The sequence below is a fragment of the Streptomyces sp. NPDC055506 genome (assembly GCF_053643595.1).
Genome location: NZ_JBSHKH010000068.1, coordinates 13,287 through 26,673 on the forward strand (window position 1 = coordinate 13,287; position 13,387 = coordinate 26,673).

At 68.3% G+C, this 13,387-nt stretch carries 12 protein-coding genes; 6 read left to right on the forward strand and 6 right to left on the reverse strand.

Translation table 11 applies throughout. The features are described 5' to 3' along the window. Positions 1–3 precede the first annotated feature (3 nt). The 6 genes from gyrB to dnaA form a co-directional block, all read right to left on the reverse strand. On the reverse strand, positions 4–2,064 hold the full coding sequence (gene gyrB / locus ACWIF2_RS24370) for a DNA topoisomerase (ATP-hydrolyzing) subunit B (RefSeq protein ID WP_391104329.1): 2,061 nt from the start codon (positions 2,062–2,064) through the stop codon (positions 4–6). A gap of 399 nt (positions 2,065–2,463) precedes the next feature. Next, entirely contained in the window at positions 2,464–2,991 is a 528-nt protein-coding gene (locus tag ACWIF2_RS24375) for a DUF721 domain-containing protein (protein ID WP_454362739.1), read from the reverse strand. Then, on the reverse strand, positions 2,988–4,109 hold the full coding sequence (gene recF / locus ACWIF2_RS24380; protein WP_454362740.1) for a DNA replication/repair protein RecF: 1,122 nt from the start codon (positions 4,107–4,109) through the stop codon (positions 2,988–2,990). The genes ACWIF2_RS24375 and recF overlap by 4 nt, the downstream gene beginning before the upstream one ends. 54 nt (positions 4,110–4,163) lie before the next feature. After that, positions 4,164–5,039, reverse strand: a complete 876-nt coding sequence (gene gnd / locus ACWIF2_RS24385; RefSeq protein WP_454362741.1) for a phosphogluconate dehydrogenase (NAD(+)-dependent, decarboxylating) — start codon at positions 5,037–5,039, stop codon at positions 4,164–4,166. Between the two features lie 176 nt (positions 5,040–5,215). Then, positions 5,216–6,346 (reverse strand): DNA polymerase III subunit beta, encoded by a 1,131-nt coding sequence (gene dnaN / locus ACWIF2_RS24390; protein WP_454362742.1) that lies wholly within the window; start codon positions 6,344–6,346, stop codon positions 5,216–5,218. Between the two features lie 881 nt (positions 6,347–7,227). Beyond that, the gene (gene dnaA, locus ACWIF2_RS24395) at positions 7,228–9,315 is read right to left on the reverse strand and encodes a chromosomal replication initiator protein DnaA (protein ID WP_454362743.1); all 2,088 of its coding nucleotides are present in this window, start codon (positions 9,313–9,315) and stop codon (positions 7,228–7,230) included. Positions 9,316–9,689: 374 nt separating this feature from the next. On the opposite strand from dnaA, the gene rpmH reads away from it, so the two are divergent. From rpmH to rsmG, 6 genes are all read left to right on the forward strand, one after another. After that, positions 9,690–9,827 (forward strand): 50S ribosomal protein L34, encoded by a 138-nt coding sequence (rpmH, locus tag ACWIF2_RS24400; protein WP_005482975.1) that lies wholly within the window; start codon positions 9,690–9,692, stop codon positions 9,825–9,827. A 21-nt stretch (positions 9,828–9,848) separates the two neighbouring features. Beyond that, positions 9,849–10,220 carry a ribonuclease P protein component gene (rnpA, locus tag ACWIF2_RS24405; RefSeq protein WP_454362744.1) on the forward strand — a complete coding sequence of 124 codons (372 nt, stop codon included), beginning with the start codon at positions 9,849–9,851 and terminating at the stop codon, positions 10,218–10,220. Further along, positions 10,217–10,591 carry a membrane protein insertion efficiency factor YidD gene (yidD, locus tag ACWIF2_RS24410; RefSeq protein ID WP_184593887.1) on the forward strand — a complete coding sequence of 125 codons (375 nt, stop codon included), beginning with the start codon at positions 10,217–10,219 and terminating at the stop codon, positions 10,589–10,591. Before rnpA ends, yidD begins: the two co-directional genes overlap by 4 nt. 3 nt (positions 10,592–10,594) lie before the next feature. Then, positions 10,595–11,869, forward strand: coding sequence for a membrane protein insertase YidC (yidC, locus tag ACWIF2_RS24415; protein WP_454362745.1), 1,275 nt, complete (start codon positions 10,595–10,597; stop codon positions 11,867–11,869). A 15-nt stretch (positions 11,870–11,884) separates the two neighbouring features. Continuing rightward, entirely contained in the window at positions 11,885–12,394 is a 510-nt protein-coding gene (locus ACWIF2_RS24420; protein WP_184593883.1) for a Jag family protein, read from the forward strand. A gap of 125 nt (positions 12,395–12,519) precedes the next feature. Further along, complete coding sequence (rsmG, locus tag ACWIF2_RS24425; protein WP_454362746.1) at positions 12,520–13,236, forward strand: 16S rRNA (guanine(527)-N(7))-methyltransferase RsmG; 717 nt, start codon at positions 12,520–12,522, stop codon at positions 13,234–13,236. The last annotated feature ends 151 nt before the right edge of the window (positions 13,237–13,387 follow it).

The following is a 13,387-nucleotide window of genomic DNA, read 5'->3' on the forward strand; positions in this document are numbered from 1 at the left end:
GACTCAGATGTCGAGGAAGCGGACGTCCTTGGCGTTGCGCTGGATGAACGCGCGGCGGGCCTCGACGTCCTCGCCCATGAGGACCGAGAACAGGTCGTCGGCCTGGGCGGCGTCGTCGAGGGTGACCTGGCCGAGGACGCGGTGCTCCTGGTCCATGGTCGTGATGCGCAGTTCCTCGGCGTTCATCTCGCCGAGACCCTTGAAGCGCTGCACCGAGTCGTCCTTGATGCGCTTGCCGGCGTTGCGGCCCATCTCGATGAGGGCGTCGCGCTCGCGGTCGGAGTACGCGTACTCGAAGTCGTCCTTGCCCCACTTGATCTTGTAGAGCGGCGGACGGGAGAGGTACACGTGCCCGGCCTCGACCAGCGGCCGCATGAAGCGGAACAGGAAGGTCAGCAGCAGGGTGTTGATGTGCTGGCCGTCGACGTCGGCGTCCGCCATCAGGATGATCTTGTGATAGCGCAGCTTCTCGATGTCGAAGTCCTCGTGGACCCCGGTGCCGAAGGCGGAGATCAGCGCCTGGATCTCCTGGTTCTGCAGGATCTTGTCGATCCGCGCCTTCTCGACGTTGAGGATCTTGCCTCGGATCGGGAGGATCGCCTGGTACTCGGGGTTCCGGCCGGACTTGGCCGAGCCGCCGGCGGAGTCACCCTCGACGATGAAGATCTCGCACTTGGTGGGGTCGTTCGACTGGCAGTCGCTCAGCTTGCCCGGCAGGGAGGCCGTCTCCAGCAGGCCCTTGCGGCGCGTCAGGTCGCGCGCCTTGCGGGCCGCCACGCGCGCGGTGGCCGCCTGGATGCCCTTGCGGATGATGTCCGCGGCCTCGTTGGGGTTGCGGTCCAGCCAGTCGGCCAGGTGCTCGTAGACGACGCGCTGGACGAAGGTCTTGACCTCGGTGTTGCCCAGCTTGGTCTTCGTCTGGCCCTCGAACTGGGGCTCGCTCAGCTTGACCGAGATGATCGCGGTCAGACCCTCGCGGATGTCGTCACCGGTGAGGTTGTCGTCCTTCTCGCGCAGCAGCCGCTTGTCGCGCGCGTACTTGTTGATCAGCGAGGTCAGCGCGGACCGGAAGCCCTCTTCGTGCGTACCGCCCTCGTGCGTGTGGATGATGTTGGCGAAGGAGTACACACCCTCGGTGTAGCCGCCGTTCCACTGCATGGCGACCTCGAGGGACAGGTGCTTGTCCTTGTCCTCGGCCTCCAGGTCGATCACAGTGGGGTGCACCACGTCTCCCTTGCGGGAGTTGAGGTACGTCACGAAGTCGACGATGCCGCCCTCGTAGTGGTACGAGACGGCCTTGACCTCGTGCTTCTCGTCCTCACCGGCCTCGTCCGCGCCGGCCGTGGCCTTCGCCGACTCGCGCTCGTCGGCGAGGTTGATCCGCAGACCCTTGTTGAGGAACGCCATCTCCTGGAAGCGCCTCGACAGCGTCTCGAAGGAGTAGTTCGTGGTCTCGAAGATGTCCGGGTCGGCCCAGAAGGTGACCGTGGTGCCGTGCTCTTCGGTGGCCTCGTGCTGGGCGAGCGGGGCCGTCGGGACGCCCAATTTGTAGTCCTGCGTCCAGCGGTAGCCGTCGGTCTTGACCTCGACGGCGACCTTGGTCGACAGGGCGTTCACCACGGACACGCCGACGCCGTGCAGACCACCGGAGACCGCGTAGCCGCCGCCGCCGAACTTGCCGCCCGCGTGCAGCACGGTCAGCACGACCTCGACGGCCGGCTTGCCCTCGGTCGGCACGATGCCCACCGGGATGCCACGGCCGTTGTCCACGACCCGTACACCGCCGTCGGCGAGGATCGTCACGTCGATCGTGTCCGCGTGCCCGGCCAGCGCCTCGTCGACGGAGTTGTCGACGACCTCCTGCACCAGGTGGTGCAGGCCGCGCTCACCGGTCGAGCCGATGTACATGCCGGGCCGCTTGCGGACCGCGTCCAGACCCTCGAGGACGGTGATGGCACTGGCGTCGTACGAGGCGGTGACCTCGCCGTTGGAGGTGATCGCCTCGCTGCTCACGCCTTCGTCGGTGGACGGGATGTTCTCGTTGGGGTTGCCGGAATCGGCCACGAAGCGCCCTTTCTGGCACAGCACGAGCCAGGCTCGTCGGCGGGTTGCCGGAGCGGCTGCGGCATGTTGCGTTGGTAAGCCTTGATCAGCGTTGCTCAGCTTTTCCCGGACGGTCCCCAGCGAGTGGGGCGGGATTGGCTCCAGTCTACCGGTAGCACTGACACTGATGGGGGTTTGCCGGTACCTGAGTCCGCATGTGCCGCCCTCGACGGGTCTTCCCCGACTCCCGATATGCGGATGGGGGCTCCAAGAGGCTCACGGAGCCACTCAGCGCTTCCGGCCGTCAACCCTTGGCTACTTCGGAGTCAGGTCGCTGTTCGCAACCGTGTGCGGTGCCGGAAAAGGGCGCTCGGAACGGCTGCGACAGGGCCGCGCCGGCCCGATGAGACGTGACGTAAGTCACCTGTAGGTATCGCCCGGCCCACTGCTGCCCGGGGCGCGCAGAGGGCCGTAGCGACGGGTGGGGGTGCTGGGGCCCAGCACCTTGATCTGCCGCACCGTGCCGTGCCCCAGGTCCTCGTTGAGGCGGGCGACCAGGGTCGGGGCGAGCAGCCGCAGATTCGTCGCCCAGGCCGTCGAGTCGCAGCGCACGACCAGGACGTGCTCGTCCTCGTCGTACCTCTCCGGGACACAGTGGTTGGCCACGTCCTCGCCTACGATCTGCGGCCAGCGGCCCATCACACCGCCCACCGCGGCCGGGGCCTCCCAGCCGCGCTCGGTGATCAGCCGGTTGATCGCCGAGCCGAGCGCCATCGGATCGCGGCCGTCGGCGCGCGCGCCGGAGCGCAGCCCGCCGCGCCGCGCCTGCTTCTTCTGCTGAGCCGCGTCCCCCCGCGCGCGTGCGGCTTCCTTCGCCGCCCGGAGCGCCACGCGCGCGAGGTCGACGCCGGAGGGCTCGGGGGTGTTCTTCGGCTCCGGTGTGCTCATACGCGCTCCACCGCCCCCTCGGACACGGCGAACCGCGTCCCGGAGAGCACATGCGGTACGTCGTCGTCGACCGCGGCCGTCACCAGGACCTGCTCGCCGGGCGCGACCAGCTCGGCGAGGCGCTCACGGCGGCGGGTGTCCAGCTCGGCGAAGACGTCGTCGAGCACCAGCACCGGCTCATTGCCCTCGGCACGCAGCAGGTCGTACGAGGCCAGCCGCAGGGCCAGCGCGTAGGACCAGGCCTCGCCGTGCGAGGCGTAGCCCTTGGCGGGCAGCTGGCCGAGCTTGAGCTGGAGGTCGTCCCGGTGCGGGCCGACCAGGGTGACGCCCCGCTCGATCTCCTGCTTGCGGGCCTCGGCGAGCGCGGCCATCAGCTGTTCGAAGAGGTCCTCGCGGGTGTGCGCCTCGCCCGGCGCGGACGGCTTGTACTCCAGGGCGATGGGGCCGCCGCCGGGAGCGAGCTGCTCGTACGCCTTGTCGGCGAGCGGCTGGACGGCCGCGATCAGATCCAGGCGCTGGGCGAGCAGCTCGGCGCCCGCGCGCGCGAGGTGCTGGTCCCAGATGTCGAGTGTGGACATGTCCATGCTGCGGCCGCCGTGGCGACGGGCCAGCGCGGCCGACTTCAGCAGGGTGTTGCGCTGCTTGAGGACCCGGTCGTAGTCGGAGCGGACCCCGGCCATGCGCGGGGAGCGGGCGGTGATCAGCTCGTCGAGGAAGCGGCGCCGCTCACCGGGGTCGCCCTTGACCAGGGCGAGATCCTCGGGCGCGAAAAGGACCGTCCGTATGATCCCCAGCACGTCACGCGGCTTGACCTGCGAGGACCTGTTGATGCGGGCGCGGTTGGCGCGCCCGGGGTTCAGCTCCAGCTCGACCAGCTGCTGCCGCTCGCCCTGCCGGACCTGGGCCCGGATGATCGCGCGCTCGGCGCCCATGCGGACCAGGGGAGCGTCGGAGGAGACCCGGTGGCTGCCGAGGGTGGCGAGATAGCCGACCGCCTCGACGAGGTTGGTCTTGCCCTGCCCGTTCGGTCCGACGAAGGCCGTCACCCCCGGATCGAGCGGGACCTCGACCCGGGGATACGAGCGGAAGTCGGCCAGCGACAGATGCGTGACGTGCATGGGCGTTTCGCCGACCTCCCAGGCCCTCGGGTGCTGCTTGCTTCCGGCTGTTGCTTACTTCTTCTCGACCGCGTGGCCGCCGAACTGGTTCCGCAGCGCCGCGATCATCTTCATCTGAGGCGAGTCCTCCTGGCGGGAGGCGAACCGCGCGAACAGCGACGCGGTGATCGCCGGCAGCGGCACCGCGTGGTCGATCGCGGCCTCCACAGTCCAGCGTCCCTCGCCGGAGTCCTGTGCATAACCCCGGAGCCCGTCCAGGTGCTCGTCCTCGTCGAGCGCGTTGACCGCGAGGTCCAGCAGCCAGGAGCGGATGACCGTGCCCTCCTGCCAGGAGCGGAAGACGTCCCGGACGTCGGTCACGGAGTCGACCTTCTCCAGGAGTTCCCAGCCCTCGGCGTAGGCCTGCATCATCGCGTACTCGATGCCGTTGTGGACCATCTTCGCGAAGTGGCCGGCGCCGACCTTGCCCGCGTGCACCGCGCCGAAGTCGCCCTCCGGCTTGAGGGCGTCGAAGACCGGCTGCACCTTGGCGACGTTCTCCTTGTCGCCGCCGTACATCAGCGCGTAGCCGTTCTCCAGGCCCCAGACACCGCCGGAGACACCGCAGTCGACGAAGCCGATGCCCTTGGCGGCCAGCTCCTCGGCGTGCTTCTCGTCGTCGGTCCAGCGGGAGTTGCCGCCGTCCACGACGACGTCACCGGGCTCCAGCAGGTCGGCGAGCTCGTCGATCGTGGACTGCGTGGCCTCGCCTGCCGGGACCATCACCCAGATCACGCGCGGGCCGCTGAGCTTGCCCACAAGCTCCTGCAGGCTGTGGACATCGGCGAGATCCGGATTGCGGTCGTATCCGAGGACGGTGTGGCCCGCGCGGCGGATCCGCTCGCGCATGTTGCCGCCCATCTTGCCGAGGCCGACGAGACCGAGATCCATCAGTTGTTTTCCTTAGGTGTACAGGTGTCCGACGTGGCGTTGCGGCACTCGCGTGCCGCGTCCGAGCCTAAACCCGGACGCTCGCGCACATCTGTGGGCATACGCGCTCAGTCGTAGGCCCTCACCTGCGGCTTTGCCCCCAGCCTGTGGACAACCACAGGCGGCTTCCGAAGGGCTCAGCCGCTGAGCCGCACCGGCATGATCAGGTACTTGTAGGCGTCGTCCGCCTCGGCGTCCAGCGCCGGCTTGCCGCTGAGCAGCGCGGGCTTCGTGGACGTCGTGAAGGACAGCTGGGCGACCGGGGAGTCGATCGCGCTCAGGCCGTCCAGCAGGAACGTCGGGTTGAAGGCGATCGACACGTCGTCGCCCTCGAGCTGGGCGTCGACCCGCTCCACAGCCTGTGCGTCGTCGCTGGAGCCGGCCTCCAGGATCAGCACGCCCTGCTCGAAGCTGAGCCGCACCGGGGTGTTGCGCTCGGCGACCAGGGCCACACGCTTGACGGCCTCCACGAAGGGGGCGGTCTCGATCACGGCGACGCTGTTGAACTCGGTCGGGAACAGCGAGCGGTACTTCGGGAGGTCGCCCTCCAGCAGACGGGTCGTGGTACGGCGGCCGGCGCCCTCGAAACCGATCAGGCCCTCGCCCGAGCCCCCGCCGGACAGCGCCAGGATCACCTGGTCGCCGCTGGTCAGGGCCTTGGCAGTGTCCAGGAGCGTCTTGGCGGGCACCAGGGCGACCGCGGAGGCCTCCGGGTTCTCCGGCTTCCACAGGAACTCGCGGACCGCGAAGCGGTAGCGGTCGGTGGACGCCAGCGTGACGGTGTCGCCCTCGATCTCGATACGCACACCCGTGAGGACGGGCAGGGTGTCGTCACGGCCGGCCGCGATGGCCACCTGGGCGGCCGCGGAGGCGAAGACCTCGCCGGGGACCGTGCCCGTCGCGTTCGGCATCTGCGGCAGGGCCGGGTACTCCTCCACAGGCAGGGTGTGGAGTGTGAACCGCGAGGAGCCGCAGACCACGGTCGCCCGTACACCGTCTGTGGAGATCTCCACCGGCCGGTTGGGGAGCGCGCGGCAGATGTCGGCCAGCAGGCGGCCGGAGACCAGAACCGTGCCCTCCTCCTCGACCTCCGTCTCCACCGAGACCCGCGCGGAGACCTCGTAGTCGAAGCTGGACAGGCTCAGCTGGCCTTCCTCGGCCTTCAGCAGCAGGCCGGCGAGGACAGGCGCCGGCGGACGGGCCGGGAGGCTGCGCGCTGCCCAGGCCACTGCTTCCGCGAGTACGTCGCGTTCCACCCGGATCTTCACTGTTGCCGCCTCCTGCTGTTGCCGGCGCTTCTCGCTCTGCCTGGCCCTCGTCGTCTGTCTCGGTGTCGACGGTCCCCGGGACGGGGAGGACACCGGGGACCAGTCTGACGCACGGCACTGACAGTAGGTGCCTCTCGGGGTCAAGTCGTGACGAGGGGCGGTCGGGCACCGAAGAGCGAGTTGTGCACAGGACCCGCTTCGAAACGAATTCCCAGCTCTCTCTAGTTGGGAGTAGTAGTAGGGCCTGTGGATACCGTGGATAACCGCGTTTGCCCAGCTCAGAGCTGAAATTTTGTCCACCGAGCCTGTGGGTGACGGCAGTGGACAACCTGGTGTCTCTGTGGAGAACGGAAAGTTCTGCACACACCGTGCACAGGGAGAGGCGACTTCTCCCCAGCGTCGTCCCCAGCTTTACCCACCTTTCCCACAGCCCAACCCGGCAGCTTTGTGTGACGCCTTTCACTCGACCCGGTGAGGAGGCGCGTCGTGTTGCCGAACAGTGGACAGCGATGTGGAGAAGCGCGTGATCGCTGGGGACAACTGGCCCCAGCCTGTGGGTTGTCGGTGGAAAACTCGATGCACAGCCTGTGGATCTCCTCGCTGTCCACAGTCTGTGGAGATCCTTCGTCCACGAATCCACAAGCAGGTGACCTGGCCTGATGGCCCCTCAGCAGGAGCCTCTGTGGACACAGTCTGGACAACTTCCCAGTCCCCAGGATGTGGACGGGAAAAAGTCACCGAATCTGTGGAGGGTGGCCGTAACCCGGCAGGTAATCGAACAGCCGGGGACCGCGACATGGCGACGGAGACCGTGGCATGACGAAGGGCGCCCCCGGAAACCTCCTCCGGGAGCGCCCTCGGCGGCCCTGTCGCTCGGTGTGTCAGCCGTTCTTGATGCGGTTGGTCAGCTCGGTGACCTGGTTGTAGATGGAGCGGCGCTCGGCCATCAGATTGCGGATCTTGCGGTCCGCGTGCATCACCGTCGTGTGGTCGCGGCCGCCGAACAGCGCGCCGATCTTCGGCAGCGACAGGTCCGTCAGTTCACGGCACAGGTACATGGCGATCTGCCGGGCGGTGACGAGGGCGCGGCCCCGGGACGTGCCGCAGAGGTCCTCGACGGTCAGCCCGAAGTAGTCCGCCGTCGCGCTCATGATGGCCGTCGACGTGATCTCGGGGGCCGAGTCCTCGCCGCCGGGGATGAGGTCCTTGAGGACGATCTCCGTCAGGCCCAGATCCACCGGCTGCCGGTTGAGCGAGGCGAACGCCGTGACCCGGATCAGCGCGCCCTCCAGTTCGCGGATGTTGCGCGAGATCCGGGACGCGATGAACTCCAGCACCTCCGGGGGCGCGTTCAGCTGCTCCTGGACCGCCTTCTTGCGCAGGATCGCGATACGCGTCTCCAGCTCGGGCGGCTGGACGTCGGTGATCAGGCCCCACTCGAAACGGTTCCGCAGCCGGTCCTCCAGCGTGACCAGCTGCTTCGGCGGCCGGTCGCTGGAGAGCACGATCTGCTTGTTCGCGTTGTGGAGCGTGTTGAAGGTGTGGAAGAACTCCTCCTGCGTCGACTCCTTGTCCGCCAGGAACTGGATGTCGTCGACGAGCAGGATGTCCATCTCGCGGTACCGCTTGCGGAAGCTGTCGCCCTTGCCGTCGCGGATGGAGTTGATGAACTCGTTGGTGAACTCCTCCGAGCTCACGTACCGCACCCGTGTGCCCGGGTAGAGGCTGCGGGCGTAGTGCCCGATCGCGTGCAGCAGGTGCGTCTTGCCGAGCCCGGACTCCCCGTAGATGAACAACGGGTTGTAGGCCTTCGCCGGCGCCTCGGCGACAGCGACCGCGGCGGCGTGCGCGAAGCGGTTGGAGGCGCCGATGACGAACGTGTCGAAGAGGTACTTGGGGTTCAGACGCGCGGTGGGCTCACCGGGGCCGGTCGCCGGCGCGGGCTGCGCGGCCAGCGGGCCGGGCGCGCCGGTGGTCGGCAGGTTCGGGCCGACGGGGCCGCCGCGGTGCACATGCCCCGAACCGGCCGGCGGCTCGGGCAGCTCCCGGCGGACCGCGTCGCGCTGGTCGTATTCGGGGCGTGAGGTGTCGTAGTCGGAGCGCGGCTGCTCGTAGGAGGGGCGCTCCATGGACTGCGGGCGGTAGTCCTGGGGGGACGAGCCGTAGGAGTCCTGTGATCCGTGGGAGCCACGGGATCCGTGTGAACCGTGTGAGCCGTAGGAGTCCTGCGAGCCGTGGGATCCGTACGAGTCCTGGGGCCCGTGGGATTTATAGGAGTCCTGGGACCCGTAGGAGTCCTGCGCGCTGTACGAGTCCTGAGGGCTGCCGTACTGGTCCTGACCGCCGTACTGGTCCTGCGAGGCGTAGGAGTCCTGCGCCGGTGACGCGTACGGGTCACGCTCGGGGAAGCCGAGGCGCTGCTGCTGCCAGCCGTACTCGTCCTGCGTGGGCCGCGGCCAGGCGCCGGGCTCGGGGCGCTGGTACTCGGACGGGTACGCGGGGCGCGGGTTGGGCAGTTGATCTCCGCGCGTAGGCGGAAGCTGATCGCCGGCCGCTCCCGGCATCGGGTCGGCGCGGTGGCGGCCGTATCCCTCGTATCCGTCGCGGTCCTGGCGCGCGGCGGGGAGCTCGGGCTCCTCGTAGCGCGGCTGCTGAGGGCGGGCAGGGGGCGCCGGCGCGGCCGGGGGCTCACCCGCGGAGTCGTCGACGGTGATCGCGATCCGGATCGGGCGGCCGCACTCGCGGCTCAGCGTCTCGCTGACGATGGGCGCCAGACGGCCCTCGAGTACGCCCTTCGCGAATTCGTTCGGTACGGCGAGCAGAGCGGTGTCCGCGACCAGCGCGAGCGGCTGGCAGCGCCGGATCCAGTGCTCGTCCTTGGTCTCGACCCCCTGACCGCGACCCTCCCCGAGGAGCTGCTCCAATACGCGTGGCCACACTGCGGCAAGATCGGCAGGTACGTCAGCCACAGGGCACGCTCTCTCACAGGTCCCACGAACGTGTGGTTCTGGGACGGCTCGGGATGTAAATCGGGTGGGGCAGGGATAAGGGAACGAATCGGAGTTCCGTCACGGTAGTCAGCGCGGCCGGTACGGTTCAAGTTGTTGTCCCCAGCCTGTGGACAAGTGTCTCCCGGCGACTCCTGGTTTGACCGGATGGCGTAGCCGCGCGTACCGTAACCAGGTCGAGTTGTCGATGGCTGCTGCCGCCTGCCTCCGATGGGCACAGATCATTTGGATGATCGGTCAGCGGTGCACTCGGGCGTCACTGCGAGCTACTCGTGGGCGCACGGTGACAGCCAGGACGGCACCCCGCAACTACCGATTTCTTCTGGAGCCCCCGAGTGAGCAAGCGCACCTTCCAGCCGAACAACCGTCGTCGCGCGAAGACCCACGGCTTCCGCCTGCGGATGCGCACCCGTGCCGGCCGCGCGATTCTCGCGAACCGCCGCAGCAAGGGTCGCGCCAGCCTGTCCGCCTGATCCCGATCAGGTCATGACGTCGTGCTGCCTACCGAGCATCGGCTGAGGCGGCGCGAGGACTTCGCGACCGCGGTACGGCGAGGACGCCGGGCAGGACGCCCGCACCTCGTCGTCCATCTACGAAGCGGTGCCACGGACCCGCATGCGCCTGGGGAGAGCGCTCCCCCGACGCGTGCGGGTTTCGTCGTGAGCAAAGCCGTGGGTGGCGCGGTCGTGCGCAACAAAGTGAAGCGCAGGCTTCGCCATCTGATGCGCGAGCGAGTCGCCCAGCTGCCCCCCGGTAGCCTGGTAGTCGTACGAGCGCTGCCCGGTTCGGGCGACGCCGACCAAGCACAGCTGGCCCGAGACCTGGATGCCGCTCTCCAGCGGTTGCTGGGAGGGGGCGCGCGATGAAGTACCCGCTGCTGGCTCTGATCAAGCTCTACCAGTGGACGATCAGTCCGCTGCTCGGGCCGGTCTGCAAGTACTACCCGTCGTGCTCCCACTACGGCTACACGGCCATCGACCGGCACGGTGCCATCAAGGGAACGGCACTCACGGCCTGGCGCATTCTGCGGTGCAATCCGTGGTCGCTGGGTGGTGTGGACCATGTCCCGCCGCGTAAGCGCCCGCGGTGGCACGAAATGCTGCGTACCGCGTGGCGTGCACGCAAGGGCGGGCCCTCCGCCGCCGACCCGGCCATCGAGGGACAGACTTCTCCCACAAGTCAGTCCAGTCCTTCGAGCCCGGCCGCAGAGACACCGTCCCATGCCCAAGGAGCATGATTAGTGGACACGATTGCCAGCCTCTTCAGCTTCATCACCACACCCGTCTCCTGGGTCATCGTCCAGTTCCATTCGGTCTACGGAGCCATCTTCGGCCCTGACACCGGGTGGGCCTGGGGCCTGTCGATCGTGTCCCTGGTGATCCTCATCCGTATCTGCCTCATCCCGCTCTTCGTGAAGCAGATCAAGTCGACCCGGGCCATGCAGACGCTGCAGCCCGAGATGAAGAAGATCCAGGAGCGCTACAAGAACGACAAGCAGCGCCAGTCCGAAGAGATGATGAAGCTGTACAAGGAGACGGGCACCAACCCGCTCTCCTCGTGCCTTCCCATCCTGGCGCAGTCGCCGTTCTTCTTCGCCCTGTACCACGTGCTCAACAGCATCGCGACGGGCGACACCATCGGTGTGATCAACCAGAGCCTGCTGCAGAGCGCGCAGAAGGCTCACATCGTCGGAGCGCCGCTGGCGGCGAAGTTCACCGACAGCTCGTCGAAGGTGGAAGCACTCGGTGCCTCCCTCACCGACGTCCGCGTGGTCACCGCCGTCATGATCGTCCTGATGTCGGCGTCGCAGTTCTTCACCCAGCGCCAGCTGATGACGAAGAACATCGACACCACGGTGAAGACACCGTTCATGCAGCAGCAGAAGATGCTGATGTACGTCTTCCCCGTCATGTTCGCCGTCTTCGGCATCAACTTCCCCGTCGGTGTCCTCGTCTACTGGCTGACCACCAACGTGTGGACCATGGGCCAGCAGATGTACGTCATCCGCAACAACCCGACCCCGGGTTCCAAGGCCCAGGCCTCCTACCTGGAGCGCCTGCAGAAGCACGTCGCGCAGCACAGCAAGGTCGGCCGACGCCGCGACCGGGCCATCGTCAAGGCGATCGTCGCCAAGGGACGCGACCGCAACGAGTTCGAGCGCAAGTTCATCAACGGCCTCAGCAAGGCCGGACTCGTCGCCCAGGCCGACGGCACCGTGATCAAGGGCGACACCTCGGCCGCTGTGGAGACCGAGGACGGTATGACCACGGCTGCCCCGAAGCGCCAGCAGCCCAAGCGCCAGAGCAAGTCTCAGCGGCAGCATGGTGGTGCGACGAAGGCGGCCGGCGAGTCCGAGTCCAAGACGTCGCTGAGCAAGTCGGACGAGCCCGAGGACGCCAAGCCCGCCTCCGCTGCCCAGAAGGGCGGCGCCAAGCCCGCCGGCGGTACCCGCAGCAAGGCCCAGTCCGGACAGCGCAAGGGCCCGCAGCGGCCCAAGTCCCCGTCCAAGAAGTAAGAAGGAGTCCATCCCGTGACGGAAGGCACCACCTCCGCCGCTGCCGAGGGTGCAGACACCCTGTCCCGCCTGGAGCAGGAAGGCGAGATCGCTGCGGACTACCTGGAGGGTCTGCTCGACATCGCCGACCTCGACGGCGACATCGACATGGACGTCGAGGCCGACCGTGCCTCTGTCTCGATCATCAGCGACTCGGGCCGCGACCTGCAGAAGCTGGTCGGCCGTGACGGCGAGGTGCTGGAGGCGCTCCAGGAGCTCACCCGTCTGGCGGTGCACCGGGAGACCGGCGACCGCAGCCGTCTGATGCTCGACATCGCGGGATACCGCGCCCAGAAGCGCTCCGAGCTGTCCGAGCTGGGCGCCAAGGCCGCCGCCGAGGCCAAGAGCAGCGGTGAGGCCGTGAAGATGAAGCCGATGACGCCGTTCGAGCGCAAGGTCGTGCACGACGCGGTCAAGGCCGCGGGCCTGCGCAGTGAGTCCGAGGGCGAGGAGCCGGAGCGCTTCGTCGTCGTGCTGCCCGCCTGATCGGTCCCTAGGTCTCCCGGCCCCGTCTGTTGCGCAGGCGGGGCCGAACTTTGTCAGCCTGATAGTTCTGGTGGTTCTGGCGTCGGCGCTGGGCGCGCTGACGCGGTACGGAAGGACGGTCCCCCGTGACGGAGGCAGCGGAGCTTCCCCCCGCGCCCGAGCAGGCGCGCGAGGTGTTCGGTGATCGCTTCGCGGATGCGGTGCGGTACGCCGAGTTGCTCGCGCATGCGGGCGTGCAGCGCGGTCTCATCGGTCCGCGTGAAGTGCCCCGCCTGTGGGAGCGGCACCTGCTGAACTGCGCGGTGCTCTCGGAGGTCGTGCCGGAGGGTGTGACCGTGTGCGATGTCGGCTCGGGCGCAGGCCTGCCCGGCATTCCCCTGGCGCTCGTCCGGGAGGATCTGAAGATCACGCTGCTGGAGCCGCTGTTGCGGCGCACCAACTTCCTCACCGAGGTCGTGGAGCTGCTCGGCCTCGATCACGTGACGGTCGTTCGCGGCCGGGCCGAAGAGGTCATGGGGAAGATCCAGCCTGTCCACGTCGTGACCGCCCGAGCCGTCGCGCCGCTCGACCGTCTCGCCACCTGGGGCGTCCCGCTGCTGCGGCCCTACGGGGAGATGCTCGCGCTCAAGGGCGATGCCGCCGAGGAGGAGCTGAAGAGCGCGTCGGCGGCGCTGAGCAAGCTGGGTGCTGTGGAGACGTCCATCCTGCATGTGGGTGAAGGCGTGGTGGACCCGATGTCCACGGTCGTTCGGGTCGAGGTTGGGGAGAGCCCCGGCGGTGTGCGCTTCGCCGCGAAGCGCGCCAAGGCGGCTCGTACGGGTCGGGCACGTCGGCGCCGCTGAGCGGATCCCGTCCGGACGACGCTGATCCGTCCCGACGACGCTGATCCGTCCTGAGGACGAGACGTACTCCACACAAGCTGCCAAACCGATGCGTGCCGGAGTGTCGCGGCGGTTCGGCCACGGCAGCTGTGCATCGTGTTTCACGTGAAAC

What these genes read in the sequence shown, in the direction of transcription:
- ACWIF2_RS24375 (WP_454362739.1), bottom strand. Translation starts at nt 2,991, where the DNA reads ATGAGCACACCGGAGCCGAAGAACACCCCCGAGCCCTCCGGCGTCGAC.
- recF (WP_454362740.1), bottom strand. Translation starts at nt 4,109, where the DNA reads ATGCACGTCACGCATCTGTCGCTGGCCGACTTCCGCTCGTATCCCCGG.
- gnd (WP_454362741.1), bottom strand. Translation starts at nt 5,039, where the DNA reads ATGGATCTCGGTCTCGTCGGCCTCGGCAAGATGGGCGGCAACATGCGC.
- yidD (WP_184593887.1), top strand. Translation starts at nt 10,217, where the DNA reads ATGAAGTACCCGCTGCTGGCTCTGATCAAGCTCTACCAGTGGACGATC.